The following is a 24,757-nucleotide window of genomic DNA, read 5'->3' on the forward strand; positions in this document are numbered from 1 at the left end:
TATCCATCATGTTATCTATCTGTTATTTCCTGGTGAAAAATGTGACCAAGCGATCTCCAGCCATCTGGAGAATTTGGACTAGAATAATCATCGACACTACGGATATAATCATGATTTCATTTTGATAACGATAATACCCATAGTTGATTGCCAGCGTCCCTAGTCCTCCACCACCAACCATGCCCGCCATTGCCGTATAAGAGACAAGCGTAACGATGGTAATGGTTATCCCAGCAAGCAAACCAGGTAACGCCTCAGGGAGTAATACCCGTCTTACAATCTGTCCGGTTGATGCACCCATCGACTGCGCCGCTTCAATTACACCCCGGTCAACTTCCCGCAGCGTCGTCTCCACCAATCGAGCAAAGTAAGGAGCTGCTGAAATAACTAAAGGTGGTATAACACCTAACACACCTGTAGCTGTACCGACGAGTGAACGAGTGAATGGAATAAGAGCAACAATCAAAATGATAAATGGAACTGATCGCAAAATATTTACAATCAAGGACAATATAATGTATACCGTCCGTGACTTGATCGAAGCAGATCGGGCTGTCATAAACAGCAGAACTCCGAGTGGTAAACCAAAGATAACGGTGAAAAAGCCTGATACACCCAAAATCTGCAGTGTCTCTATGGAAGCTTTACCAACCTCTTCCCAACGAACTGTTGAAAAATCCATCTAACGTAGCACCTCCACATCAAGTCCCTCAGCGGTCAATTCGGATATCGTCCGATCAATCGCATTGGAATCACCCTCGAACCGAACGGTCAGCTGACCATAAGGAACCTGTTTAATCGTAGAGATCGTTCCTTGCAGGATGGCAAAATCCACACCTGTCTTACGAACCGTTCTGGACAAAATCGCTTCATATGTTTTGTTCCCCAGAAAGGATATCTTCACAAGTTTCGAAGCAACACCTGCCTGCAATTCAATGCCTGCATTCGCCAGAGCGGTCTCTTCCAGAGCCAGTCCAGCTTCATGGTCACGCATCATGAAGTCCCGCGTAATCGCATGCTGCGGCTTCAGGAACACTTCGGTTACAGGTCCCTGTTCCACAATGCCGCCTTGATGAATGACAGCCACCTTGTCACAGATGTTCTGAATGACATGCATCTCATGTGTAATCAGCACAATGGTAAGGTTGTACTTTTCGTTAATGTCGAGCAATAACTTCAGGATTGAATTTGTCGTCTGCGGATCAAGCGCTGAAGTAGCCTCATCACAGAGAAGTACATTCGGATCACTCGCAAGTGCTCTCGCAATCCCTACACGTTGTTTCTGTCCACCCGATAATTGAGCTGGATATTTGTTGCTATGGTGCTCCAGACCAACCAAATTGAGCATTTCCTTCACCTTGCGATCAATGGCATCCTTGGGTGTATTCACAAGCTTTAGTGGAAACGCCACATTGTCATATACCGTTGCCGAGGATAACAGATTAAAGTGTTGAAAAATCATCCCGATCTTGCGTCTCTGTTGCTGCAATTCGGTTTTACTCAGTTCAGTCAGGTTAATCCCATCAACCCATACTTCACCCTCCGTAGGACGTTCCAACAAATTAATACAGCGAATCAATGTACTTTTGCCGGCTCCGGAATGGCCGATCACGCCGTAGATTTCACCCTTTTGGATGTTCAAATTCAAATCGGCTAACGCTGTTGTAGCTTTTTTTCCTTTGCCGTACGTTTTTGTTAAACCTTTTAATTCAATCAATCGCACTTGCCCCTTTCCAACCACCTACATGTATCTTTACCCGATCTAAAGAAAAACTCCCCTTAAAGTACAAAAAAGAGCCCTTTGCAGATACAAAGAGGGCTCTTCACGTGAAAGATTATACCTTCTCATCTGCCAAAATCGTGCCTTGCACCATTTTGTAGGAATTAGCACCTAACATCTATAACGAATGATACATGTATCATGTCGTTACAAATCGGTTGCCGGGCTTCATCGGGCCTGTCCCTCCGCCGCTCTCGATAAGAAATATGTTGTTGTAGGATTTTATAAGTTCATGTAGTTCATGTTTTATAATGTGAACGTAACTTTTGAAATATCAGTTTATTCTTTGTCACAGTAACCTTCTAATTGAAACTCAGTATATTCCAAGTATTCCGATTTGTCAAAGGGAATTATTTCTTTTCCATATATTATTGATATAACGATAAGAAGTTGTTAACGTTTCACAGACCATATCCACGCCCTGACGCATTTCCTGCACATGCTGATTCAGATCCTCCAACTTCACTTTACCTTGCAAGGTCTGGTGTAACTGCCACAGGTCATCGTGCATTTCGGAGTTCATGTAGTGAATTTCCATATTACGACGTTTGCGCAGCTTGCTCATCGGCTCACGATAAGAGTCCTTGATCTGAATCAAGCGCAATGCAAGATCATGATGCTCCCTCGCATAATCGAACTGCCTCAACACCGTAAAATAAGAAAAATGCGCTTTGGTATTTGAAGTATTCAGTTGGAATATTTCATTTAAAACTGTGCCGACTTTATCCAGAATGGCAAAGCAGCGAATGAAGCCATCTTTGTAAAAATACACATACCGGGCATACTCGGCTTTTTCAGCCGGCGTCATATCATCCGTTGAACCTGCAACAACCTTTTGGCGAAAATGAGCAGCAGCGAAACAGCTTTGCTCAAGTTCATCCAGTGAGGAGATGAGTCCCTGGGTCCACACATACAGTTTCCGATAGTCATGCGTGGGATCATGGTCCACATGCATTTGGCGCTGAAATAGCTCAAGCGTATGCGCCATTGCGTCCATCGCTTCCTTCAATTTGCCTTCGTTTATACGCGGTTTTTCCCCCAGCAACGTTCGCAGCATATCTAACCTCCTCTTTTCCAATCAACAAGAATTCACTACTGTAACTTATCATCCAATCCGTGTAATTGCTGCTTGCCATAGGTTGCCCTGATCCTCCTGACATCAAACAAAGTCCACCTGTCCAATGATGTACATCACTGGATGGTGGACTTTCATATTTAGCCCAAATACTTTTGAAAATGGATGAATCTATATCTAGAACCGATTAACCGGGCGATGCAGCTTGTACACCAGGAAACTCATATACGTTAAAACTCCGAACAATATGGCGATATCCAGCATATGAGCGAGCGCTACGAACATGTATACTTCCGGACGGTTCATTGTCACCATCATGAAAATACCAATCACGACTTGCATCAGGATGAGAACAACGGATACCACGCCAAGGGTGCGCATTTCCTTGTTGTCCGGATGATTACGGTAAGCGAAGTGACCCAGAATTGCAATAACAATGACAAGCGACGCAGCTGCTGCACGGTGAGCAAAAGCAACCGCTACTCCACCCGAAAGCTCAGGAATAACCTGCCCGTTACAGAGCGGAAATCCGGAACATCCGCCGGCTGAATCCGTGTGACTCACAAATGCACCCGTGTAGACCACGAGATAAGTGTAAATGGTGGAGAACCAGACCAGATTCCTGAATTTTCTGCTAACCCGAGGGTATTTATTCAGGCGTTCCAATCCGCCATCTTTTGCCTCCTGCCTTATGCCCAGCGCCATCATTAGGGAACTGGCAAAAGCAATCAGTGCAAAACCGAAATGCAGTGCCATGACTGCTGAAGATTGGGAGAAAACGACGGCAAAAGCTCCCATGATTCCCTGGACGATAACAAATACCAGGGTTAAGAAAGAAAACAATTGCAGGTCACGGCGTGACTTGCCGAATTGCAGAAAAGCAACAAACGAGGCAATGGACAACAGTCCAGCCAGTGCGCTTACAGCGCGATGGGAATATTCAATAAGTGAAGCCACAGTATGCGCCGGAACGAGTTTTCCGTTACATAAAGGCCATTCCGTTCCGCAGCCAAGGCCAGATTCCGTTTTGGTTACGATGCCTCCACCAAAAGTGGCCAGAAACATGACAAGACAGGTTAATACGGTTAACCATTTAAACAAAGTTAAGTGTTTCAATTTTTTCTCACCCGCTGTTGGTTTAAGATGGCGAAGAATATTCTCCGCTTGTTTCGGTACTTTGACACTTATTTCACAACTAAATTCATTATACCGGATAAAATGTTCATTGACGTCGCGCTTTGTGACAAAATGTTAACGTCTGCTGAAATAATGACCCACAGGTCATTGAGGTTATGTACAGAAACAGAAACGTTTCTTACCTAGAACGTGTCGAACATACAAACGCCATTTCCCTATTTCAAGAGAAATGGCGTTTCATTTAAGTATACCCTTTTACAACATGAACCTGTCATACTTTTATTATCATTTATGGATCGTGTTGTACACTTCGACTGCGCGATCCAGGAACTGCTCAATCTCTTCTCTCGACTTGCGCAGCTTGTTTACATACCGTACGAGTTCGCGTCCATCTGTATACGCCACAAAGCTCGGAATGCCAAGAATATTCTGCTCTTCACTAACCGTTCCAACCTGATCCACGTCAACCTCAATCAAAGTCAGTTCACGTGCATATTTCTCTTCAACCTCAGGCATAAACGGATCGATGTATTTGCAGTCACCACACCAGTCTGCCTTAAATACGGCAATCGTCAAACGTGGGGATTGGATGGCTACATCAAAAGCCGGTTTGGAAGTAATCTGTTCCATTCGGTTCATCTCCCTTTCTGTACCTTGTCTTACCCTAAGTGAAGCAAATTGGCGAGTGGAAGTCAAATAATCAGTGCATACTTAGAATAAACCACATGCTCTGTGAATTTAAACCCAGAATATCATGAAAGGATGTCACATCATGACTTCCACCAGAACTGATTCGTCCAGCGAACAACATCATGGGTCCCTCCTGCAGATGGTCCGTTCCATTCCGGGTGCTGCCCGTGAAATCTGGCGCGGCAAACAAGCGGCATGGCAAGCTTCAGCACAGCTTCGTCACCCCATGCGTGACATCGAGTGGGATACCGATACGGCAGCTGCCTTACAGTCTGAGGTGGAGCGAATGTTACCTGCCAGCAGCAAGTCTTTTGCACGCTCGGACCAAGTTCAAAGCGCACTTGTCTGCGAAGAAGATTGCATCATTCTGGAAGAGATTAAGACACTGACCCAGGAGCACAATCGAAGTAATATCACTCGCACGGCAGCCTATCTGGAATGTTATGAGCAATGTCCCGAACTGCATTGGGCACTGCTGGCTCATATGGTCTCTCGTAACGGTGGATATCACATGACAGATCTTCAGAGTGACTTGATGCATAATCTGCAGAACCAAAGCGATCGTGAACATATGTATCGGCTGCTGGAGCGATGCAATGCACTCATTTTCCAGGATGCATATCCCCAGCTTCAGCTGTATATGAACAGTCGCCGAATCGGACGAAGCTGTTTCCATCTTTTGTCGCACTTTCACGTATCGGCGTTTATGACGCCGTTTTGGGAACGCTTTTGGCTGGAACGGTGCAGTTCACTGCTTAGTGTGGCATTAATTATTAATGAGCAGAACTATATCGAGAGCCGGGTCGTGCAGCATCCTTATTTTCAAAAGGAAGTACTCTCCAAACCCGCATTCCATCTGCATAATCTGGCAGGTCTAAATCATATCGTCTTTCCTCTTGGACGGGGAGCAGGACTCGCAGGACGCGTCATTGAACATTTTGGCAAGCTGGATGAGCGAATCATGTTTGGCAAAGGCCTATATGCTCTGTTGTTTGGCGTGGAGCAAGTACACACACAAGTGTTGGCGTATGCACGTTCGGTTCCCCATCGTGGCTCGCGTGCCGAATATTGGCCTGGCCTGTTTACCCAGCATGAAGAAGGGGCGGGTGATCATACATTATACGCTCAGGCGCTGCTTGATGAAGAATGGCTTCCAGAAGGGCAACGATTATATAGTCCGGAACTGCTCTCCGTATGGGGGGATACGCCTTATGAACCGATCACCAGACATGACTGGCTTCAGACTCGGGATTGTCTCGGTTATCTGACGGCACCTCGTCGGCCATGGCTGTTTGAGATGAGTCACGAACACCGGTATGGCATGCTGAAAACAGCACTGGCTCATGATGCAAAAGCCATTACACACTAACGCTTAAGATCATATAGAGTACGCAAAGCCGGATGATGTGAATACCCCGATCTAAAGCTAATCCTCCCTTGAAGGGCCAATATAGATCTCAGTCGCTAAGCTCACCTTAACTATACAAAAAGCCCTGTCCGCTTAACAGCAGACAGAGCTTGTACCCTATTCTCACAAAATATTGGAGCTTGAATGATGCTCCTCGCATTCTTAACCTCTTTGCCCAGCTCCACGTTGGAGACGCATCAGTGGACGAAGAATTTTTTGCAGAATACGGGGGTAACTGCCCAGCTCGTCCTTGCGCAGTACACGCAGCACAACCATGAGAACCAGATACACCACTACCACAAGCACACCAACCACAAGGCAGGTAAACAGGAAGGAGACACGCGCCGGCAGGAACAGTCCAAAGATCATATTCCCAATCCAGTTCGTTGCAAACCCTACACCTGCTGCAAGCAAGACCGTAATGATAAACCCTTTCCAACGATCTCCCATGATGGAGAAATCAACGATTTTGCGAAGAACACGCAGATTCAGGTATGTGATCACCAGGAAACACAGTGCCGTTGCAATAATGATGCCATATATGCCAAAAATCGGCGCGAGGATCAGACTTGCAATCAGCTTGACCACAACACCCGCTGCCACACTGACCATCGTAATCCGCGGTTTACCTACCCCGAGCAAAATGGAGTTGGTGGTCATCATCGTAATCTGGAAAATGGTACCGAATGTCAGCAAGGCAATGATCGGCGTTCCATCCAGATTGGTAAACAGCAATCCGTTAACCGAATATGCTGCCGCACAAAGTGCAATGACAATCGGCATACCTGTCAGAATTGAAATGCGCAACGCAAGTGTAACCTGACTCTTCAGATGGGCTTCATCCTTGCGGGCAAATGCTGCCGATATGACAGGCACCAATGATTGACTCAACGCGATAGCCAGAATCGGAGGAATACCCGCAATACTTTGGGCCTTCGCCCCAAGGATCGCAAGTACACCTGTCGCTTCTTCGAGTCCGATCTGACCACTAAGCAGTGGTACCACAAGGGATGAATCGATGAAGTTAATGGCTGGAACCGCAAGTGAGGACAGCACAATTGGGATAGACAGCTTGAAGATATCACTGTAGATACCTCGCATCGGTAACTGTTCTGCACGTTCGTAATTCAATTGGGCCGTACGGTCGCTACGACGCAACTTCAAGGTAAAGTACAGCATGACACCAAAGGCACCCACACTTCCTAATACCCCACCAAATGAAGCACCCGCAGCAATCGTTTGGTCGTCGTAGTTCCATTGCAGCATGACATAAGCCACAATAATGGCTGTACCTACACGGGCGAACTGTTCCACAATCTGTGAAATACCACCTGCTGTCATGTTGCCGCGTCCCTGGAAATATCCACGCATCATCGCAATGGCCGGGAACAGCAACAAGGCTGGAGCCAAGGCGCGAATGGCGCTGACCGATGCCGGAACTTTGGAGATATACGTGGCATAATAAGGTGCAGCGAACCACAATAAAGCAGACATGACTACCCCGGCGACAGCCGCAAAGATCAGGGCTGCACGGTAGATCTGTTGGGCTTCACTCGCGCGTCCGAGCGCATAACGTTCCGATACCATTTTACTAAGTGTGCTCGGTATGCCCGCCGTTGCTACAGTTAACAGCATTAAATATACCGTATTGGAGATCGTGAACGATGCGTTACCAACATCTCCGAGAATATGCTCCAGCGGCACCCGTTGAACCAATCCGAGTACTCTCGCGATCAACGCAGCTGCCGCCAGAATGAGCGTACCCCTAATGAATGTTTCTTTCTTAGACAAACGAATTCCCCTTCTTTCCTCCACACCGGACGTACATCCCGTTGAAGCTAATCCTGAACAATTAGGCGAATCTTACCACCCAGATAATAAAGAGAACAATCATGACGATTTGCAAAATAATTTTCATCACCGTACTCGTAAATAGCCCCACGACGGAACCAAATCCAACTTTCGACGCTTTGGAAGGTGAAGACCCTCCGATCAGTTCCCCGATAAAAGCCCCGATAAATGGTCCCAATACCAGTCCGAATGCCGGAATGACAAATGGGCCAATGATCACACCAATGGTACTCAGCGTGGTTGATAATTTGGAGCCGCCGAACTTCTTCACGCCCCATGCGCTGACAACATAATCAGCCACAAACAACACAACAACAATCAGAATCTGGATGATCCAGAACCACACACCAAACGGATCAAAGCTGAAGAACCAGCCGTATACCAGAAATGCAAAGAAAATGGCTACAGCACCAGGCAGTATGGGATATACCGTTCCAGCCATCCCTACTGCAAACAGCAGCACAATTAAAATCCAGGCAATGGTTGCGAGCAAAGGTTACTCCCCCTTCAAAATATGTTCACGGATCACTTCGACGATGCCGTCTTCATTGTTGCTCGCTACGATCAGATCAGCCGCCTCTTTCACCTGCTCTTGGGCATTACCCATCGCTACACCCAGACCCACAGCCTCAATGACAGCCAGATCATTCAGACTGTCTCCAACAGCAACAACTTCGGACATCTCTATGCCCAGCAGCTTGCAGACTTCCGCTACACCACTTGCTTTGGATACACCAGCAGGGTTTATCTCAATATTAACGGGTGAGGAGTTGGTCATTTGCAGACCACCCATTTGTTGCAGTTCCATCATGATCTGGTGACGAACTTCATCCACTTCGGTATTGAAGCCGAATTTCAACCATTCCAGACCTTCAATATTGTCTGTCCAGCGATCACGGTTGAACAGCTCTTCCACGGAGTATGCCCAGTACCAGCTGTTATATTTCTCACCGATCTCCTGCATCTGGCGAATCAATGCCGGGTCCATCAGATGACGCATATGCAGATCATGCGGGGCTTTCCATACCTCACTACCGTTAACGGTTACCATCGGTGTCTCCAGTCCAAGCTGGACCGCATAAGGCATCGCATGGAATACCGCTCTTCCCGTAGACAGGCACACATGTACACCCCGACGAATGGCAATCTGTATCCACTTGGCGGTCTCCTGCGTAATTTCATGATTATCGTTAAGCAATGTTCCATCCATATCCAATGCAAGCAATTTGTATTTCAGTTCACTCATACAGTAGTTCCTCCTAGGTTGTCTCTCTATTTCTTCCTAATTATAAACATTCTCTCACAACAAGATCGCCCGGCACCCGTAAAAACGGACGCTCCGGACGTCACAGCTAACGACATTTTACCACAGATCCTCTGTATGCAACAAAATAACCCGCTCAGGATTAAACTTCGAAGTTATTACATTTTATGTAATGTATCAATTCCTAAACCAAAAAAAACGACCACCCCTAACAGGATCAACCGCTTTAGCTTAACCTTTGTCACTCTGGAAGTTTCCTGACTAGCCCACAGCCAAGATGAATGCAATCATTTTTTGCCTTCTTCTCTATCTGCCTTGGAAGCTGCAAACAAGGCATGGGACATCAGATCCATTGTTTGTTTGTATACGGTATGAGCAGACGTAACATCACCTAGGAACCCACCCATATACAAGTGGATTACACCATGCAGCGATGCCCATATGGTGCTGACAAGAGTTCTCGTCTCTTCCTGGTCCGAAATCTGCCCTTGCTGCTGGGCGGTGTTAATTAGAATCAGCAAACGGTGTATGGCTGTCATCGTTCCCTGCATACTCTCTGCATCCGGCTTGAACTCAGCAAAAGCTCCTCCGAACATCAGCTTGTAGTAGCTGCTATAATCCTGCGCGAACTGCCAGAAGGCTTCACCCAAATCCAACAATTGCTGCAAGAGGTCAGAGGAGGGCGGCACTTCTTCAAAACTTCGAGCCAGCAATTTGCAGCCCTCCAGATACAGCTGCTGGGCCAAACCTTCTTTATTGATAAACAAACTATAAATGATCTTGGTGGAACAGCCCATCCTTTGCGATACTCTACGCACAGTGACGGCCTCTGGTCCTTCTTCCTGTAAAATGGTTGCAGCCGCTTCAACCACAAGCTTACGGAGATTTTCTGTATTTTGCAGACGTGCTTCCTGATATGTTTTTAATGCCCGCTCCGTGGATGGTGAGGGCTTGCCTTCGTTACTAATAAGGATCACCTTCATTCGGTTATCATGTTACTCACCAGCAACAGTGTTACCTACTTGTAACAGGCATTCTAACCATTTACAGAAAAGTTGTCAACAAATCAAGCACGCTGAAAAAAAGTTTGACACGTATGTATCCATTTGGTTACTATGATTCTAACAGGAAACAGTGTTACCAAAAATCATTCCCATATGTGAAGTATTTATTTTTTTGATAAATCAGTAACGCTGTTTCCGTTAGAAAACTTCGTTTTTAGAGTAGAGATCCGCGCCATGCAGACAAAGTCTGCGGCTGATTGGGGGCATGTTCCGCCCCCGCAAACAATATTAGGAGGATAAATAATGTTAACAGAACAAAAACAACGCAACCGATCCACGGGTCAACAATTTCGTAGGTGGAGCCTGACTCTGCTCGGGGTAATTGTGCTGGGCATCGTTGTATTTCTACTGATGCCCGCCACGGTGGAACCTGCTGCTTGGTCTGCACCTACCGCTCCTTCTTTTGAGAAGGATAGTCCCTGGAAAGAGAACAACAAACTTAGCTCCGCAGAACTGGTGACAGACAGCGCGAAGTTCCCGGAATTTATCACTTTTGATAAAGAAGGGCGACTGTATACGGGTGACTCCGACGGAAAAATTTACAGAGTGACCTTTGACGCGGAGGGCAAAGCGCAGCCAGCCGAGGTGTTCGCAGATACCCATGGTACACCTAACGGATTGAAATTTGATGCTACAGGGAATTTGATTGTGGCAGATATTCAGAAAGGACTGCTGTCCATTGACCCGAACGGAGATGTCGAAGTACTAACCACTGAAGTAGATGGAGGACCGATCTACCTGGCAAATGAGCTGGACATCGCCCAAGACGGATCGATTTATTTCTCCGATACCTCTAACTATGGTAAGGTCATGTTCAAAGAAATTGCCGAGAATAAACCGCATGGACGATTATTGAAATATGATCCGGTGACCAAGCAGACGACCGTTCTGCTTGAGGATTTATATTTTGCCAATGGGGTCGTATTGTCTGCCGAAGAAGATTTCGTGCTTGTAGCCGAATCATATCATTATCAGTTGACCCGGTACTGGCTGAAGGGGCCCAAACAAGGTACCTCTGATATTTTTGCAGAGAATCTGGCTGGGTTTCCGGACAATATCACACGTGACGCTCAGGGACACTTCTGGGTAGGGATATTCACAACCCGTCTGCCTTTTGCCGATTACATGCATAGTCATCCTTGGTTAGCGGCAACGATGTCCAAAGTTCCACAGGCCTTGTTAAATGGAGCCAGCGCGCCGGTTAAACATGGACTTGTCGCAGAATATGGACCAGAAGGAGAACTTGTGAATAGCTGGCATGATCCTGAGGGAACATTGTATGGCATTACCACGGCCGTAAGCCAAGGAAAATATTTATATCTCGGAACCGCACCGGGAGGAAGCCAAGGGGTTCATCGGGTGCTTTTGAAACCGTAAGGATTGTTATATTCATCTACCGCATAGCCACTCTTTAGGCATCCCAATAGCAGCTCACTCCAGCAGGAGGGGCTGCTATTGAATTTTTCTTCGTTTACAGTCCATTAAAAAAGCCGCCTGTAAGGCAGGCGGCTGACAATCTCTATGAATTAACGTGCCGCGAATTTGCGCCGAGCGTAACGGAATACGATGCCATGTTTCGGTGAGAGCAGAAGTGCAAGAACAAACAGAATCCCAGCAACGGCCACCATACAGCCCGCGATGGAAGCATCCAGGGCGTATGCCATGATGTACCCTCCAACTGAGGAAGCTGCACCGATCAGGACGGCATACAGAATCATTTTGCCCAATCGATCGGTGAGCAGGTAAGCTGTCGCCGCAGGAACAATCAGCATGCCCACCACGAGAATCGAACCAACACTTTCAAATGAAGCTACGGAAGTCATGGAAACGAGTCCCATGAGCAGATAGTGGAACAATACCACTGGAATGCCGCAGGCCGCAGCCAGCGCCGGATCAAAGGCACATAGCTTGAACTGTTTGTAGAACAGCCCAATGACAACGAGGATGACCAGCAAAGTGATACCCAGCATCCAGACCGCCCTCGGTCCGACATCTGTACCTCCAAGGGTTAGTGTATCCCACTGTACATAAGCGATCTCACCAAACAAGACACAGTCCAGATCCAGATCAATATGCTGGGCGTTCAGACTAATCAGAATGACCCCTACTGCGAAGAGTGCTGTGAACACAATTCCGATCGAGGCATCAGACGAGAGTCCACCCGCCTGTAAACTCTGTATGAAGAACACCGTAAGTAATCCAAACACCGTTGCGCCGAGCAGCATCCACAATGAATCTCTGGAACCGCTCCACAGGAAGGCAATTGCAATACCGGGGAGAACCGCATGGCTGATCGCATCACCAACCAGAGCCATTCGTCGCAGAATCAGAAAACAACCGAGGATAGCGCAGGCAGAAGATACCAATACGGCCGTCAAAATAATCCAAAACGTTGCCATTACATCTCCCCCCGTTCCTGCTGATTTCGCTGTGTGGCAAGCGTCTGAAGTGTAGCCCGCTCTTCACGCATATACGCGGACTTGGCCTGAATACTGCGCAACCGCCTTGCTAATAATCCACGACGCGGAGCCAGCAAAGCAGATCCGGCAAAGAGCACCGTAGCCGCAAGAACGGTTACAGGTCCCGTCGGCAGATTAGGGATAAGTGTGCTAAAGATGGTCCCTGTTGCACCGCTCAATGCACCAAATATGCCTGCCAACACCACCATCAGTGCGAGTGAGTCGGTCCAGCAACGTGCCGCTGCTGCCGGAGTTACTAGCAAAGCTGCAACAAGCACCACACCAACGGCCTGAATTCCGGCCACCACCGCGATCACCGTCAAGAGCAGGATGAGCTGCTCCAACATGGCCACTGGTAGTCCCATACCACGCGCAAATCCGGGGTCAAAGCTCACCAGTTTGAATTCCTTGAACCAAGCCAGACAGGCAATCAGTAATACGAGACATACACCACCCATGACATACACATCTGTCATGACCATGGATGCCGCCTGACCAAACAAATATTTATCAAGTCCGCTTTGGCTTCCGCTCGCCCCATGTTGGATGCGCGTAAGCATCACTACGCCAACCCCAAAAAATACGGTCAGCACAATGCCCATCGCCGCATCCTGCTTGATCCGGGAGTAGCGGGTAATCCACGAAATTCCGAAGGTAGCGACGATGCCGGCCACCAGAGCACCGAACAGGAATAAGCCTACGGACTTCGTCTCCGTCAACATAAATGCAATACAGATCCCAGGCAGAGCAGCATGAGCAAGAGTGTCCCCCATCAGACTCTGCTTACGAAGGAAGGTGAAGGAGCCAATAATCCCGCTACTGAATCCAAGCAAAAGACAGCCAAGCAATATCCAACGTGTATTGGGGTCAGACAAGATGGCAACGATCCAGTTCCACATACACTACACCTTGCCTTTCTCCGTCCGGCTTCCGATCATCGCAATCCGGCCTCCGTACGTCTCTTGCAGTGTATCTGGTACAAATACTTCACTTGTCGGCCCACCTGCCACCAGACGTCCATTGAGCAATAGCACATGGTCGAAGTATTCCTCAACTGTCGCCAGATCATGGTGAACAACCAGTACCGTCTTGCCTTGTTTCTTCAGCTGTTCCAACAGGGAAATGATCGCTTTCTCCGTGGTAGCATCCACACCTGCAAACGGCTCATCCATGAAATACAGATCTGCATCTTGCACGAGTGCCCGCGCCAGAAAGACACGCTGCTGTTGTCCACCGGACAGCTGACTGATCTGGCGGTACATGTAATCGCCCATGCCGACTTGTTCCAGGCAGTGTGCTGCCAGATCCCGCTCCTTTTTCCCCGGACGACGGAACCAGCCCAGATGACCATACCGTCCCATCATAACCACATCGAGTGCATGCGTTGGAAAATCCCAGTCGACTGATTCTCGTTGTGGTACATAGCCGATGCGGCGACGTTGTTCCCGGTACGATTGTCCGAAGATCCGTACCTCGCCATGCATCTTCGGTATCAATCCCAGAACAGCTTTGATCAGGGTCGATTTCCCTGCACCATTCGGTCCGAGGATTCCGATGAGCTGGCCTTCCGGGATATCAAAGGATACGCTGCTAAGCACCGGCTTTTTATGATACGCAACAGCCAGATCCCTAACACTAAGAGGAGCCGATGTGGGCTGCGTTCCCTGCAAGTGGCTGTTGTTCAGATGCGTAGGAGTTTGTTCCGATAAAATAGTATCATTCATAATCCTGTAACTCCTCTCTTGATCTAATTCATTATTTCAGGGCTTCTACAATCGTCTCAACATTGTGACGAATCATACCGATGTATGTGCCTTCTTCCGTTCCTTCAGCACCCATGGCATCCGAGAACAGTTCTCCACCAATGCTGACTGTATGTCCTTTTTGAGCTGCTCCGGCGATGATGGCTTCCATTGCTTTGGCAGGCACACTCGATTCAACAAATACTGCTTTGATATGGTTGTCTACGAGGTAATCTCTCAGTTCGCTAACATCTTTTGCACCATATTCGGCTGCTGTACTGATGCCCTGAAGCCCCATCACTTTCATGCCATAAGCCTGACCGAAATATCCAAATGCATCATGTGCGGTAACCAATACTCGGCTTGCTTCCGGAATCTCCAGAATCTTCTCACGTACCTCGGCATCCAGTGCCTCGAGCTTCGCCAGATACGCCTCTGCCTGAGCCTTGTATTCTTCCGCATGGTCCGGGTCCGCCTCCACGAGCGTATCGCGTACGGCTTCTGCCGCATGCATCCAATGGCTGACGTTAAACCAGACGTGTGGGTCATATTCCGTGCCGCCTGTATCTTTGCCTGAGTGTAACTCCTCAACTGGAATGGTCTCTGTAACGGCTGTAACCAGCTTGCTTGAGGACATTTTCTCCAAAATGTCTGTCATTTTACCTTCGAGATGCAGTCCATTATAGAAAATGACTTTGGCTTGTTCCAGCTTGCGAATATCACCTTGGGATGCCTTGTACAAGTGAGGGTCAACGCCCGGGCCCATGAGCCCGGTAACATCAACATATGCCCCGCCTACCTCACGTGCTACGTCCGCAATCATTCCCGTTGTAGCTGTTACTTGTAGCTTGCCACCGCTGCCAGTCTCTGCATCACTGGAACATGCCGTAAGCACAACAACCAGTACCAGAGTCGCTAGCGTAATGAACCCCCTCTGGATACTCCTCATCTTCACCATTAACAATTCAATCGTCCCCTTTCCCTCTTCTAAAATACTTGTCTACATCTAATTTTGTTGTACAAGGTATTAAGTTTTAATCAAGGCTAATAATGTTTCCCTTGTGCAAATTTTATCCGATGCCAAAAAAAAAGGCAAGGGATTATTTCCCCTGCCTGTCCAAATGTATTTAATTCACTTCATTAACTTTCTGGTCACGATGTTGAAAGAGCTAAATTCCCGCGATGTTTTTTGCGTTACTCCTGGTCTTTTGCTTCGTCTTTTTTCCCTTTTGGCGTCCCATCGAGACCATACACTTCATCATATGCATCGAAAATTTTTCGTGCTATTGGTGAAGCACTGACTGACCCGAATCCACCTTCTGGTACAACAACAGCTACAGCGAGCTTCGGATTATCCCGTGGGGCAAAGGCGATAAATACACCATTCTCTTTTTTGTTCGGTCCAGTCCCCTGCTCTGACGTTCCTGTTTTCCGAGCATAATCGTAAGGGAAACCGTCAAATGAACTTACTTTGGTGACCATTCCTTTATGAACTTCATTCCAGTGCGCATCGGAAAAATCAACTTCATTTAGAACCTTAGGCTTGATCTCCTTCACCACATTGCCATCCGCATCACGGATTTCCTTCACCAAGTGAGGCTCCATCCGTTTGCCTTTATTGGCAAGCATCGTCGTGTATTGGGCGAGTTGCATGGTGGTGTACTTGGCTTGCTGTCCAAATGAAGCAAATGCCAAACGTGTTAGAGCTGATTCGTCATCATTATTATATTCTAGCCTACCCAGAAATTCATTAGGCAGATCAACACCAGTCGACACACCCAATCCGAATTCTTTCATGTGTTCGTCCCACACTTTAACCCCCTCAATCGAGCCATATTTGCTCAACAAACGTTTACCCACCATATCAATCATGAACGCATTGGACGATTTCTCGATTGCTCTTCTCGCCGTAATAGAACCATTATAAGCAGAATGTGAGTTCCTCACTTGTCGTCCGTCTTTCCCCAGAATGGCATATCCCGGATCATGATAGGTCTGTCCGGCTGTAAATAGTCCCTCTTTTAATCCAATCAGTACGCTTAGCGGCTTGATTACTGATCCAAGGAGTACAACGGATTCCGCACGACTAGGTTTGGCATCATTCGGTGGGAACGACTCGGTGGTTCCGTTTCGGAACACATATTTGATTTTGTCATAATCCCAATCGTTCGGATCATAATCCGGCATACTCGCCATAGCTACCACATTTCCCGTATCCACTTCCATGGCTACTGCGTATCCGGTAATTGCTTTAGGCAGTCTTCGCAATTCGTCCGTTATCGCCTCTTGTGCAGCCATCTGAATTTCCTTGTTAATGGTGGAAACCAGACTGTAGCCTTTCTCCGGTGGTGTTTGTAACATCGTCCCATCTGGCAGATTACGTGCGTCAATATCAATGGACTGATATCCGCTTCGTCCACGGAGTTCTTCCTGGTATTGAAGCTCCAACCCATCGAAGCCAACCTTCTCTTCTTCATGGTACACAAGACCAGGATCACGCTGGGTACTTGCCCCCTCGCGGATGGCCTTATATTTGGCAATGGAATCTGGTGCTCGCTTGAACTCTCTTGTGTAACCCACAACCTGAACCGCTACACCATCCGGGTCATATTTTCTGATGTTCTCTTCCAGCACCATAACGCCTGGATATTCTGCTTTTTTCTCCATGAAAAAGGCTATTTCTTTGGTCGATAGATCCGACTTCACCAGCCTCGGTACATATCCAAACGTTTTCTGGTAATCCAGATCCAGTCGTTTAATGATCTCTTCCGCATCCGGCTGCTCTTTGTCCCCTGGATTAAACTGCTTAAACACAGCGGCCAGATCATGAGCCAGTTCCTCTGCTTCCTGTCTCCGTTCATCATTCCGATAATCCTCATATAACAGCACATACAGGGACTGTACAGGTTCGGAATAAGCGAGCGCGACTTCCCCTGTCGCATCATAGATGGGACCACGGACAGGTGCGAGTGGAATATCTTTGGTATTACGACTCGTTTCCATATACGTCAGTTCAGGACCTTCTACAAACTGCACAAAGGCCAACCTGAAAATAAGGATACTGAATATGACAAATGCCGCGAAAAAAAACAGATTCAGCCTTGCGGTAGAAGGCTTGTTGACGGGTGTATCTTCCTCGGTTATGGGTTTCTTTTTCAATCGGTTAAACATCGTTTTAAGCCTCTCCCGTTCCTCTATAAAAATAATATAATTCATCCCTATTGCGTACGTATTCAATCCAGTATTTAATCCTTACTCATCCAAGTCTACCAAAGGTTAGCTGTCAAGTCTTTCAATATTTGGTTACATTTTCGTAAACAACATCTTTACTCTAACCAATTACCGATTTCAATGTAAACACTGACATATCAACGTTATCCCGTTCGCTGGATCGCTTTTACCCTTCCCTTATATAAACGTGGCACAGCTCATATGGTTACATATTAATGCAATTAATTAACTCACTCACTCTTACGAGCCATTCTCCGCGTAAAACAAAAAAGAGAACCCGCCAAGGGTCCTCTCTCTAAACGAAACCTTTACATCACTGTGTGCCTGATTCCGAATTTGAATCTTTATTTTTGTCCTTTTTCGGTACACCGTCGAGACCAAATTCCTCGTCATAAGCATCGAAGATCGCACGTGCAACCGGAGCCGCACTACTCGAACCAAAGCCCCCTTCGGGGATAACCACAGCAACAGCAAGCTTTGGATTATTACGTGGTGCATAGGCGATAAACACCCCGTTATCCACCAGTTTACCACCTACTACCTGTGTCGATGTTCCTGTTTTTCTGGCAAAGTCATAAGGGAATCCGCTAAATGCCGAAACTTCGGTGGCCATGCCTCGTTGCACTTCATTCCAGTAGGCGTCGTTAAACTCTACTTTGCTGAGTACCTTCGGTTTTACTTTCTCGACCACGTTGCCTTCCGAATCCCGGAACTCTCTAACCAGTTGTGGCTCCATACGTTTACCTTTGTTCGCCAGCATCGTTGTATACTGGGCAAGCTGCATCGTTGTATATTTCCCTTGCTGTCCAAAGGAACCATACACGAGACGAGTCAGCGAGCTTTCCGTTTCGTTCATGTAATCCCGTATGCCCAAGAACTCATTCGGTAGATCAACCCCTGTAGATATCCCAAGGCCGAACTGCTTCATGTATTCATCCCATTTGTCAATTCCGGTCGCACCGTATTTCGAGTACATCTTCTTCCCAATCTCATCAATCATGAATACGTTCGAGGAATGACGAATCGCATCACGAGGATACATGGCACCATACACATGCCCTGATGAGTTCTGCACTCTGCGGTTGTCCCCACCAAAGGTCGTTGAACCTCTATCCGAATAAACTGTATTGGTCGTGAAGAAACCTTCTTTCAAACCGATCAAGACACTAAGCGGTTTGATGGTGGAGCCGAGTAGCACGATCGATTCAGCTCGCTTTTTAGAGTCATCCGGAGGGAATGAACGAATCGTACCATTTTGATACACATATTTGATATCATCATACTGATCATTGGTGATACTGCCTGTTCTCCAGATGTTGGTATCATAATCTGGCATACTGGCAGCAGATATGATTTTCCCTGTATCCACTTCCATCGCAACTGCAAATCCGGTCTTGGCATTTGGATGCAATCGACCGGAAACCGGATTCCGATGAAGCCAACTCAACTGATCCAGAATGGCCTGTTCTGTTTTCACCTGAACGTTCTTGTTAATGCTGGAAATCAGGTCATACCCTTTCTCCGGCGGAGTTGTACCTGCTACACCTTCAGGCAAATTACGCAAATCAACATCAACGGATGTATATCCGCTTTTGCCGCGGAGAGCATCCTGATATTGCAGTTCCAGTCCATCAAAGCCTACAAATTCATTTTCCGTATACACCAGGCCCGGGTCCGTTTGCGTTTTATTGGCCTCGTCCACCTCTTTGTATTTGTCCAAGGACTTCGAACTTCTAAACTTCTTCAGATAACCGATGGTCTGAACCGCCACTGTATCTGGATCATAGAATCGCACACTCTCCTCAACAATCTGAATGCCCTTGAACTCATCCTTATGTTGCAGGAAATAAGCGACTTCTTCTTCGGACAGATCGCTCTTAATCAGACGCGGCATGAAGCCGTTCGCCTTACGTGAATTCAAGTCCATCTCTTCAAGGATCTGCTCCACCGTAAGTGACTCTGAATCCTTCAACTTGTACTGTTCAAATACATCATGCAATCGGGTGGCAATATCCTGCACTTCCCCTATGTTGGGACTCGGTTTCCCATCAACATCCCCATAGTTTTTATACAGCGTCAGATATAGCGACTGAATGGGCTTGGAGTAAGCCAGCTTCACTTCACCTGTAGAATCATAGATCGTACCTCTCACAGGAGGGAGCGGTACATCCTTGGTAATGTTACTTGCTTCTTCCTGACTGAGTTCAGGCCCTTCCACAAATTGCAAAAAGGCCAAACGTACAATAATAACACTAAAAATAACAAAGGAAGCGAAGAAAAATACGTTCATTCGGTAACTGAAGCGCCGTTTGTCGGTAAGTTCATCCTTCTCATTGGAATGCTTTTTCATCCATCCTACCTCTTTCATGACTTGATGCATACCGCTACAACTGATTCTTCCCGGCATGATAACCTGGCAACGTCGTCATATTACGGACCCATGTCCGTTGTAATGTTAAGCTGATTGATCCTTTAGATGGGTATCGGCAAAATTCGGTGGATTAAACCAGTCCCCACTGATCGCCCATGTCGGGTCAAGCGGAACCCAGCTCTCGGAATCACTCAAATACACTTCATTCCACGCATGCGGACCGTACCCTCCCTGGCCGTTATACCCAAGTCCTGTAACAACTTTGACTTCAAGTCCTTGTGAACGGGCCATCACAGCATAGAGACGGGCATAATCAATACATACGCCTTTGCGTGTATCAAATGTATTCTGCGGATTCTGTTCATGCCATATGCCCTTTTGTTCATAGTCATCCACTTTACCATAGTCATACTGAATACGTGAACCTACCCAGTCATATAGCGCTCTTGCTTTTGCCTCATCTGTCGATTGGCCTTTGACAACCTCTCTCGCAGCAGATTCAATATCCGTCGGAATGTTATGGTCAATGACTTCATATTTGCGTTGCAGGATGCCGCCCAGTTCCTTCTGCACAGCCTGTGTAAATACGGGAAGCTTGTCCTTGATAAACGTGCCTGACAACGGTTCAATAACCGATTTGGCCCCTTGCATATAGATCGGAGATGCCTCCACATATCGGCTGAACATACTCCCGGGATAAAGACTGACAATCATGAACAAAACCGCAATGACAATCATTCCGCGGACGGAGCCTATGATCGTGCCAATGAATGCACCCGTCAACCGACTAAACATACCTTTAGGCGCACTTTCCTCGGCTGACCCCTGCCTGCTGCTAAAAATAAATGAAGAGAGAAACCCGAGAATCAATCGGATGAGTCCATAGCTTAATACAAATAATACAGCGAACCGCATCAGCGGAAAATCTGCAATCGCCGTAACCAACGTATAATACATCTGTTCCCACCGGTTCAGCTCGCGATTAGGCATGGCTGAAGCATACTCAGACAGCCACTGCTGTACATATGGCGCAAGCCACAACGTTAAACCGATGGACAACAGAATACCAATGACCGCCATAATGCCATCCATCAGGAACCCAAAGAGTCTGCCTGCTGAACGCGAAGCCCCTCTGGACCAACCTTGCAATAATGAAGCAGCCACAATCAGCAGCAGCATAATCGTGATGCCATTCAATTCCTTTAGGCTGTCCAGCCAATTCTGCAGCACGTACCGATTCCCCCTTTACTACGATGCTGGTGCTGTTTGGTTCTCCTGTGCCTGTTCGACAAACGTACGTATCGTTTCATTGTCGAGTTTCCATTCGCCGAGTGAAATTCCGCGGAAGGTCACATCCACTTTATCGGATTGAGTTCTTCCCTTAATCTCCACATTGGGACTTGTGATGGTGAACGCTCCATCCTGTCCTTTGACGTATTTCGCTTTGGAAGCTTCCTTCAGCATCATGCTGGTTGCTTCCTTCTTCAAGGTGTCCATTGTACTGGATTGTACATCTGTCACTGTTTGTTTGATCTGATCAATGGAGATGCCGCTGTATATCAGTAGAGCCGCAATAATGATGATGGCAATCAACCATTTCAACACGGTTTTGACCACATTCAAAACAAAGAACAATATGATCAATGCAACCACGATCACCAGCCAGTTCTGCATCAGAAACTCTTTGATTACTTCTATGTTCATGACTACACCTTCCGTATTTGAATTCATTTGTAACACTCCCGAATATTATACATGATTTCCGAAGCTGCTGTCAGCTAAGCCCTCTCCCTTAAAAATAAACGGTCTAAGTTCGTCCCGCCAGGCGTACAAGTAGTACCATGAGGTTCTGCTGGCGAACGGGAACACGTTCAAGACCTGTAGTTTGAACATGCATCGCTTAACAAGGAGGGGCTTATGTGAAAACGGCCATCTGGTTATACCTGTTTTTGTTCCTTGCTGTATTTGATCTGCATGCCCAGTATCCCATTCTGACCCCTTTTGCCATCTCGCTGGGAGCCGCCCCTACCTTCATTGGCTGGATGATGGGCATCTATTCCTTAACGCATCTTCCCGGCAATCTGATTGCCGGGACACAAATCGATAAACATGGCAGTCGCCGCTACATTGTATTCAGTCTGCTCGGGGCAGGATTGATCCTGCTCCTGCAAGCCTATGTCCAGACACCATGGCAACTGCTCGCGCTGCGTTCCATCAGCGGTTTTGTGCTGGCCTTCCTATCTCCGGCATGTCTCGCCCTGCTTGCACAGTTATCCACCGATCCGGTGAAACAGGGGAAGTTCATGTCAGGACATGGGGTAGTACATACCCTCGCGTCTGTGGTGTCTCCCGCAGCCGGTGCGATCATTGTGGGTTCCGTGGGATTCTCTGCTACATTCTCAGGTTTGGGCTATCTGCTAATTCTCACAGGTGTCATTGCGTTCATGACGATGCCCCGTGGCATCATCAAGCAGCATGAGAGAGTGACTGAACCAGCCAAACCTGATGTATCACCAGCAGGTGCCACAAGTGCATTCCTGCCCGTGTCCTGGCGGTACTTTGCCCTGCCTCTGGTTATTGCGTGTGCTCAAGGGATTCTCTTCTTCGAGTTACCCCTTCGAGGAGGAGGGCATTCGTCCATCATGTCTACCGGCCTGTTATTTTCCGTAATCAGTATCGGAGCTCTCTTCACACTGAGCATGTTATTTCTCAACCGGTATTCCCCCAAACTGCGTCTGGTTGCGGGTGTGCTGTTGATGTCCTTGTGTTTTTTTGTAATGGCAGCCATTCCGCAAATCCCGTTGTCTACAGTATTATTTGTACTCGGGATTTCCAAAGGCATTATCTTTCCAGCGATGGCTACCCTGTTTATCCGTCTGAGTGGAGGAAGCAGGTTAGGCCGCATTTTCTCATTGCAATCCATTGCCACATCCATCGGTTCTTTTATCGGCCCCATCACAGCCGGGCAACTTCGTGTCGGGTTATCGCCCTATTTCATTGCGTTTCTTTTATTAATGATTGGTATGCTGCTGCTTCCATACTATACATCCAGAAGCGAGTCTTCCCTGTCCGATCCCAAAAGTATACTCAATTAAATTCCGATCTGCCTTTGTCTCCTTGCCTTTATATACAGCAATTAGGCCAGTATTTTCATTAGCTTTGCATCATTCCCCCATTTACAGCTAAACTATATAAAATGGATTAACGTTTTACACGTTAATAAAAGCTAACTGGGAAATCTATCTTTTACAATCACCGAAGGTTTTATTTTATTGAAGATCATTAAGGTTGAACAATTAGCCAAAAGTAGTGAAGGGGACGGAATCGATTTTGAAGAAGCGGTAGCGTTCGCCTTTGTCTCCATATTTCAACCTATAAAAATTCAAACAGAAATTTGGAGACAACAGCGATCGAAGGAACGATCCGTAACCGTAACGGCCACTGCTAGCTATTACTGACCTAATGATGCACATGAGATAAGATTTCAGAGATCTGTCTTGATGATTTATTCTATCCAGTTAGCAAACGTGTAAAGAAAGGAGTCCATTTTATATAATCAGTCGATTTTCGCTGCAACATTTCCCGGGGAATGTCGACATAAGCTCTCGAACAAGAGGTGAATATCATGCCTATTCATGTCATTGTGGAAGGTAAGAATGACCGAAGCAAACTGAAACGTTTGGTTGGACCCGAAATCAACATTCTATGTACGTTTGGAACACTTAATTCACTCAAACTGGAAACCCTGCGCAAGCAAGTCGGTTATGATGAAGTCTTTTTATTTATGGATAATGACAGTTCCGGCAAAAAAATTAGAGGTGTGCTTCGGGATGCTTTCCCGGATGCAGTACAGATGTATACACGACGAGGATACGCGGGGGTAGAAGGAACACCGGATGAGTATATCATTGCCCAGCTGGAGAAAGCCGGGTTAGAGACATACATCCAATACCCTGAACATCCTTCCTTTTAAAAAGAAATGCCAAAAGGCTGCCTTTCGGTTGATATCCAACCTGAAGGCAGCCTCTACAATAGGAGTATCCGATGATTATTCCTTGATCAGATTGCGAATATCCTCTGCAATTACAGCAGGCACAACATCCTCTGTATTAAACGCATTATATACTTTGCGCAGCTGATTATTCTGATCCACCAAGCCAATCATATTCATATGGGCAAAATCATCCTTATTCTCCCCTTCAATCAGGATCTGGAATGAATCCTTGGCGAACTGTTTGGTTTTGTCCATATCCCCTCGCAAGAAGTACCATCCGGAATAATCCGCATGGAATCGATCCGCAAACGTCTTAATCTTCTCTCTCGTATCGACTTTGGGGTCGAATGAAATGGATACAAACGAGACATCTTTACCAAAGGTGTCGTCCTCTTTCAACAGATCCTGCACCTGGGATAACGTAAACGTCGTAATAGGGCAGACATCTGGACAACTGGTGAAATAAAAGTAGAACAAACGGACTTTCCCTTGCGTATCCTCCAGTGATACCGTACTGCCATCTACATTTTCCATGGAAAAGGATTGGATCTCGCGAATCTCGGGTAATTTCTCCTTACTGGCAAATACAGTGCCCCACATCAGATACACAGCCATAATGAGTGCGAGCCCCAGCAGCATCCATGTCCATTTGTACTTTTTCAGCATCTTCCTCGTCCCTTCTGTATCTCCT

General features: G+C 47.0%; 22 protein-coding genes and 1 riboswitch. Of the genes, 4 read left to right on the top strand and 18 right to left on the bottom strand.

From position 1 onward, the window contains the following. Window positions 1–22: 22 nt before the first annotated feature. The 5 genes from ACE3K2_RS15220 to ACE3K2_RS15240 form a co-directional block, all read right to left on the bottom strand. On the bottom strand, window positions 23–682 hold the full coding sequence (locus tag ACE3K2_RS15220) for a methionine ABC transporter permease (RefSeq protein ID WP_421891757.1): 660 nt from the start codon (window positions 680–682) through the stop codon (window positions 23–25). Continuing rightward, a complete protein-coding gene (locus ACE3K2_RS15225) occupies window positions 683–1,717 on the bottom strand; it encodes a methionine ABC transporter ATP-binding protein (RefSeq protein ID WP_421891760.1) in 1,035 nt (344 codons plus the stop codon). Window positions 1,718–1,842: 125 nt separating this feature from the next. After that, window positions 1,843–1,984: riboswitch (SAM riboswitch) on the bottom strand. Between the two features lie 136 nt (window positions 1,985–2,120). Further along, window positions 2,121–2,837, bottom strand: coding sequence for a Cthe_2314 family HEPN domain-containing protein (locus ACE3K2_RS15230; protein ID WP_421891763.1), 717 nt, complete (start codon window positions 2,835–2,837; stop codon window positions 2,121–2,123). 195 nt (window positions 2,838–3,032) lie between these two features. Continuing rightward, complete coding sequence (locus ACE3K2_RS15235; RefSeq protein WP_421891766.1) at window positions 3,033–3,971, bottom strand: COX15/CtaA family protein; 939 nt, start codon at window positions 3,969–3,971, stop codon at window positions 3,033–3,035. Window positions 3,972–4,277: 306 nt separating this feature from the next. Further along, window positions 4,278–4,622: a thioredoxin family protein gene (locus ACE3K2_RS15240; RefSeq protein ID WP_017692403.1), complete on the bottom strand. Its 345-nt coding sequence runs from the start codon at window positions 4,620–4,622 to the stop codon at window positions 4,278–4,280. Between the two features lie 142 nt (window positions 4,623–4,764). Between ACE3K2_RS15240 and ACE3K2_RS15245 the strand changes: the two genes are divergently transcribed. Next, window positions 4,765–6,051 (top strand): DUF2515 family protein, encoded by a 1,287-nt coding sequence (locus ACE3K2_RS15245; protein ID WP_421891770.1) that lies wholly within the window; start codon window positions 4,765–4,767, stop codon window positions 6,049–6,051. Between the two features lie 201 nt (window positions 6,052–6,252). Here ACE3K2_RS15245 and ACE3K2_RS15250 read toward each other — a convergent pair whose 3' ends face one another. The 4 genes from ACE3K2_RS15250 to ACE3K2_RS15265 all read right to left on the bottom strand — a co-directional run bounded on the left by ACE3K2_RS15250 (window position 6,253) and on the right by ACE3K2_RS15265 (window position 10,188). Beyond that, window positions 6,253–7,881, bottom strand: a complete 1,629-nt coding sequence (locus tag ACE3K2_RS15250) for a putative polysaccharide biosynthesis protein (protein ID WP_421891773.1) — start codon at window positions 7,879–7,881, stop codon at window positions 6,253–6,255. Window positions 7,882–7,942: 61 nt separating this feature from the next. After that, entirely contained in the window at window positions 7,943–8,383 is a 441-nt protein-coding gene (locus ACE3K2_RS15255) for a DUF456 domain-containing protein (RefSeq protein ID WP_047841365.1), read from the bottom strand. 54 nt (window positions 8,384–8,437) lie between these two features. Beyond that, on the bottom strand, window positions 8,438–9,187 hold the full coding sequence (locus ACE3K2_RS15260) for a Cof-type HAD-IIB family hydrolase (protein WP_076253219.1): 750 nt from the start codon (window positions 9,185–9,187) through the stop codon (window positions 8,438–8,440). Window positions 9,188–9,492: 305 nt separating this feature from the next. Then, the gene (locus tag ACE3K2_RS15265; protein ID WP_421891776.1) at window positions 9,493–10,188 is read right to left on the bottom strand and encodes a TetR/AcrR family transcriptional regulator; all 696 of its coding nucleotides are present in this window, start codon (window positions 10,186–10,188) and stop codon (window positions 9,493–9,495) included. Between the two features lie 324 nt (window positions 10,189–10,512). Between ACE3K2_RS15265 and ACE3K2_RS15270 the strand changes: the two genes are divergently transcribed. Beyond that, the gene (locus tag ACE3K2_RS15270; protein ID WP_421891778.1) at window positions 10,513–11,646 is read left to right on the top strand and encodes an SMP-30/gluconolactonase/LRE family protein; all 1,134 of its coding nucleotides are present in this window, start codon (window positions 10,513–10,515) and stop codon (window positions 11,644–11,646) included. A 149-nt stretch (window positions 11,647–11,795) separates the two neighbouring features. Here ACE3K2_RS15270 and ACE3K2_RS15275 read toward each other — a convergent pair whose 3' ends face one another. The 8 genes from ACE3K2_RS15275 to ACE3K2_RS15310 form a co-directional block, all read right to left on the bottom strand. Then, a complete protein-coding gene (locus ACE3K2_RS15275) occupies window positions 11,796–12,668 on the bottom strand; it encodes a metal ABC transporter permease (protein ID WP_047841304.1) in 873 nt (290 codons plus the stop codon). Continuing rightward, a complete protein-coding gene (locus ACE3K2_RS15280) occupies window positions 12,668–13,627 on the bottom strand; it encodes a metal ABC transporter permease (RefSeq protein ID WP_421891780.1) in 960 nt (319 codons plus the stop codon). The genes ACE3K2_RS15275 and ACE3K2_RS15280 overlap by 1 nt, the downstream gene beginning before the upstream one ends. A gap of 3 nt (window positions 13,628–13,630) precedes the next feature. Continuing rightward, window positions 13,631–14,452, bottom strand: coding sequence for a metal ABC transporter ATP-binding protein (locus ACE3K2_RS15285; RefSeq protein WP_421891783.1), 822 nt, complete (start codon window positions 14,450–14,452; stop codon window positions 13,631–13,633). Window positions 14,453–14,483: 31 nt separating this feature from the next. Then, a complete protein-coding gene (locus ACE3K2_RS15290; RefSeq protein ID WP_421891905.1) occupies window positions 14,484–15,428 on the bottom strand; it encodes a metal ABC transporter solute-binding protein, Zn/Mn family in 945 nt (314 codons plus the stop codon). Between the two features lie 236 nt (window positions 15,429–15,664). After that, window positions 15,665–17,641, bottom strand: coding sequence for a peptidoglycan D,D-transpeptidase FtsI family protein (locus ACE3K2_RS15295; protein ID WP_421891786.1), 1,977 nt, complete (start codon window positions 17,639–17,641; stop codon window positions 15,665–15,667). Window positions 17,642–18,014: 373 nt separating this feature from the next. Further along, complete coding sequence (locus ACE3K2_RS15300; protein ID WP_421891789.1) at window positions 18,015–20,051, bottom strand: peptidoglycan D,D-transpeptidase FtsI family protein; 2,037 nt, start codon at window positions 20,049–20,051, stop codon at window positions 18,015–18,017. Window positions 20,052–20,156: 105 nt separating this feature from the next. Continuing rightward, entirely contained in the window at window positions 20,157–21,251 is a 1,095-nt protein-coding gene (locus tag ACE3K2_RS15305; protein WP_405173049.1) for a transglutaminase domain-containing protein, read from the bottom strand. A 69-nt stretch (window positions 21,252–21,320) separates the two neighbouring features. Beyond that, complete coding sequence (locus tag ACE3K2_RS15310; protein ID WP_421891792.1) at window positions 21,321–21,803, bottom strand: ATPase; 483 nt, start codon at window positions 21,801–21,803, stop codon at window positions 21,321–21,323. A gap of 188 nt (window positions 21,804–21,991) precedes the next feature. Here ACE3K2_RS15310 and ACE3K2_RS15315 point away from each other — a divergent pair, with 188 nt between their 5' ends. Together ACE3K2_RS15315 and ACE3K2_RS15320 are read left to right on the top strand one after the other, a co-directional pair. Next, on the top strand, window positions 21,992–23,167 hold the full coding sequence (locus ACE3K2_RS15315; protein ID WP_421891794.1) for an MFS transporter: 1,176 nt from the start codon (window positions 21,992–21,994) through the stop codon (window positions 23,165–23,167). Between the two features lie 530 nt (window positions 23,168–23,697). Beyond that, window positions 23,698–24,045 carry a toprim domain-containing protein gene (locus ACE3K2_RS15320; protein WP_062837991.1) on the top strand — a complete coding sequence of 116 codons (348 nt, stop codon included), beginning with the start codon at window positions 23,698–23,700 and terminating at the stop codon, window positions 24,043–24,045. A gap of 75 nt (window positions 24,046–24,120) precedes the next feature. Here ACE3K2_RS15320 and ACE3K2_RS15325 read toward each other — a convergent pair whose 3' ends face one another. Continuing rightward, a complete protein-coding gene (locus tag ACE3K2_RS15325; RefSeq protein WP_421891797.1) occupies window positions 24,121–24,732 on the bottom strand; it encodes an SCO family protein in 612 nt (203 codons plus the stop codon). Window positions 24,733–24,757 lie beyond the last annotated feature (25 nt).

The sequence above is a fragment of the Paenibacillus sp. genome, from assembly GCF_048976745.1.
GTDB lineage: Bacteria > Bacillota > Bacilli > Paenibacillales > Paenibacillaceae > Paenibacillus.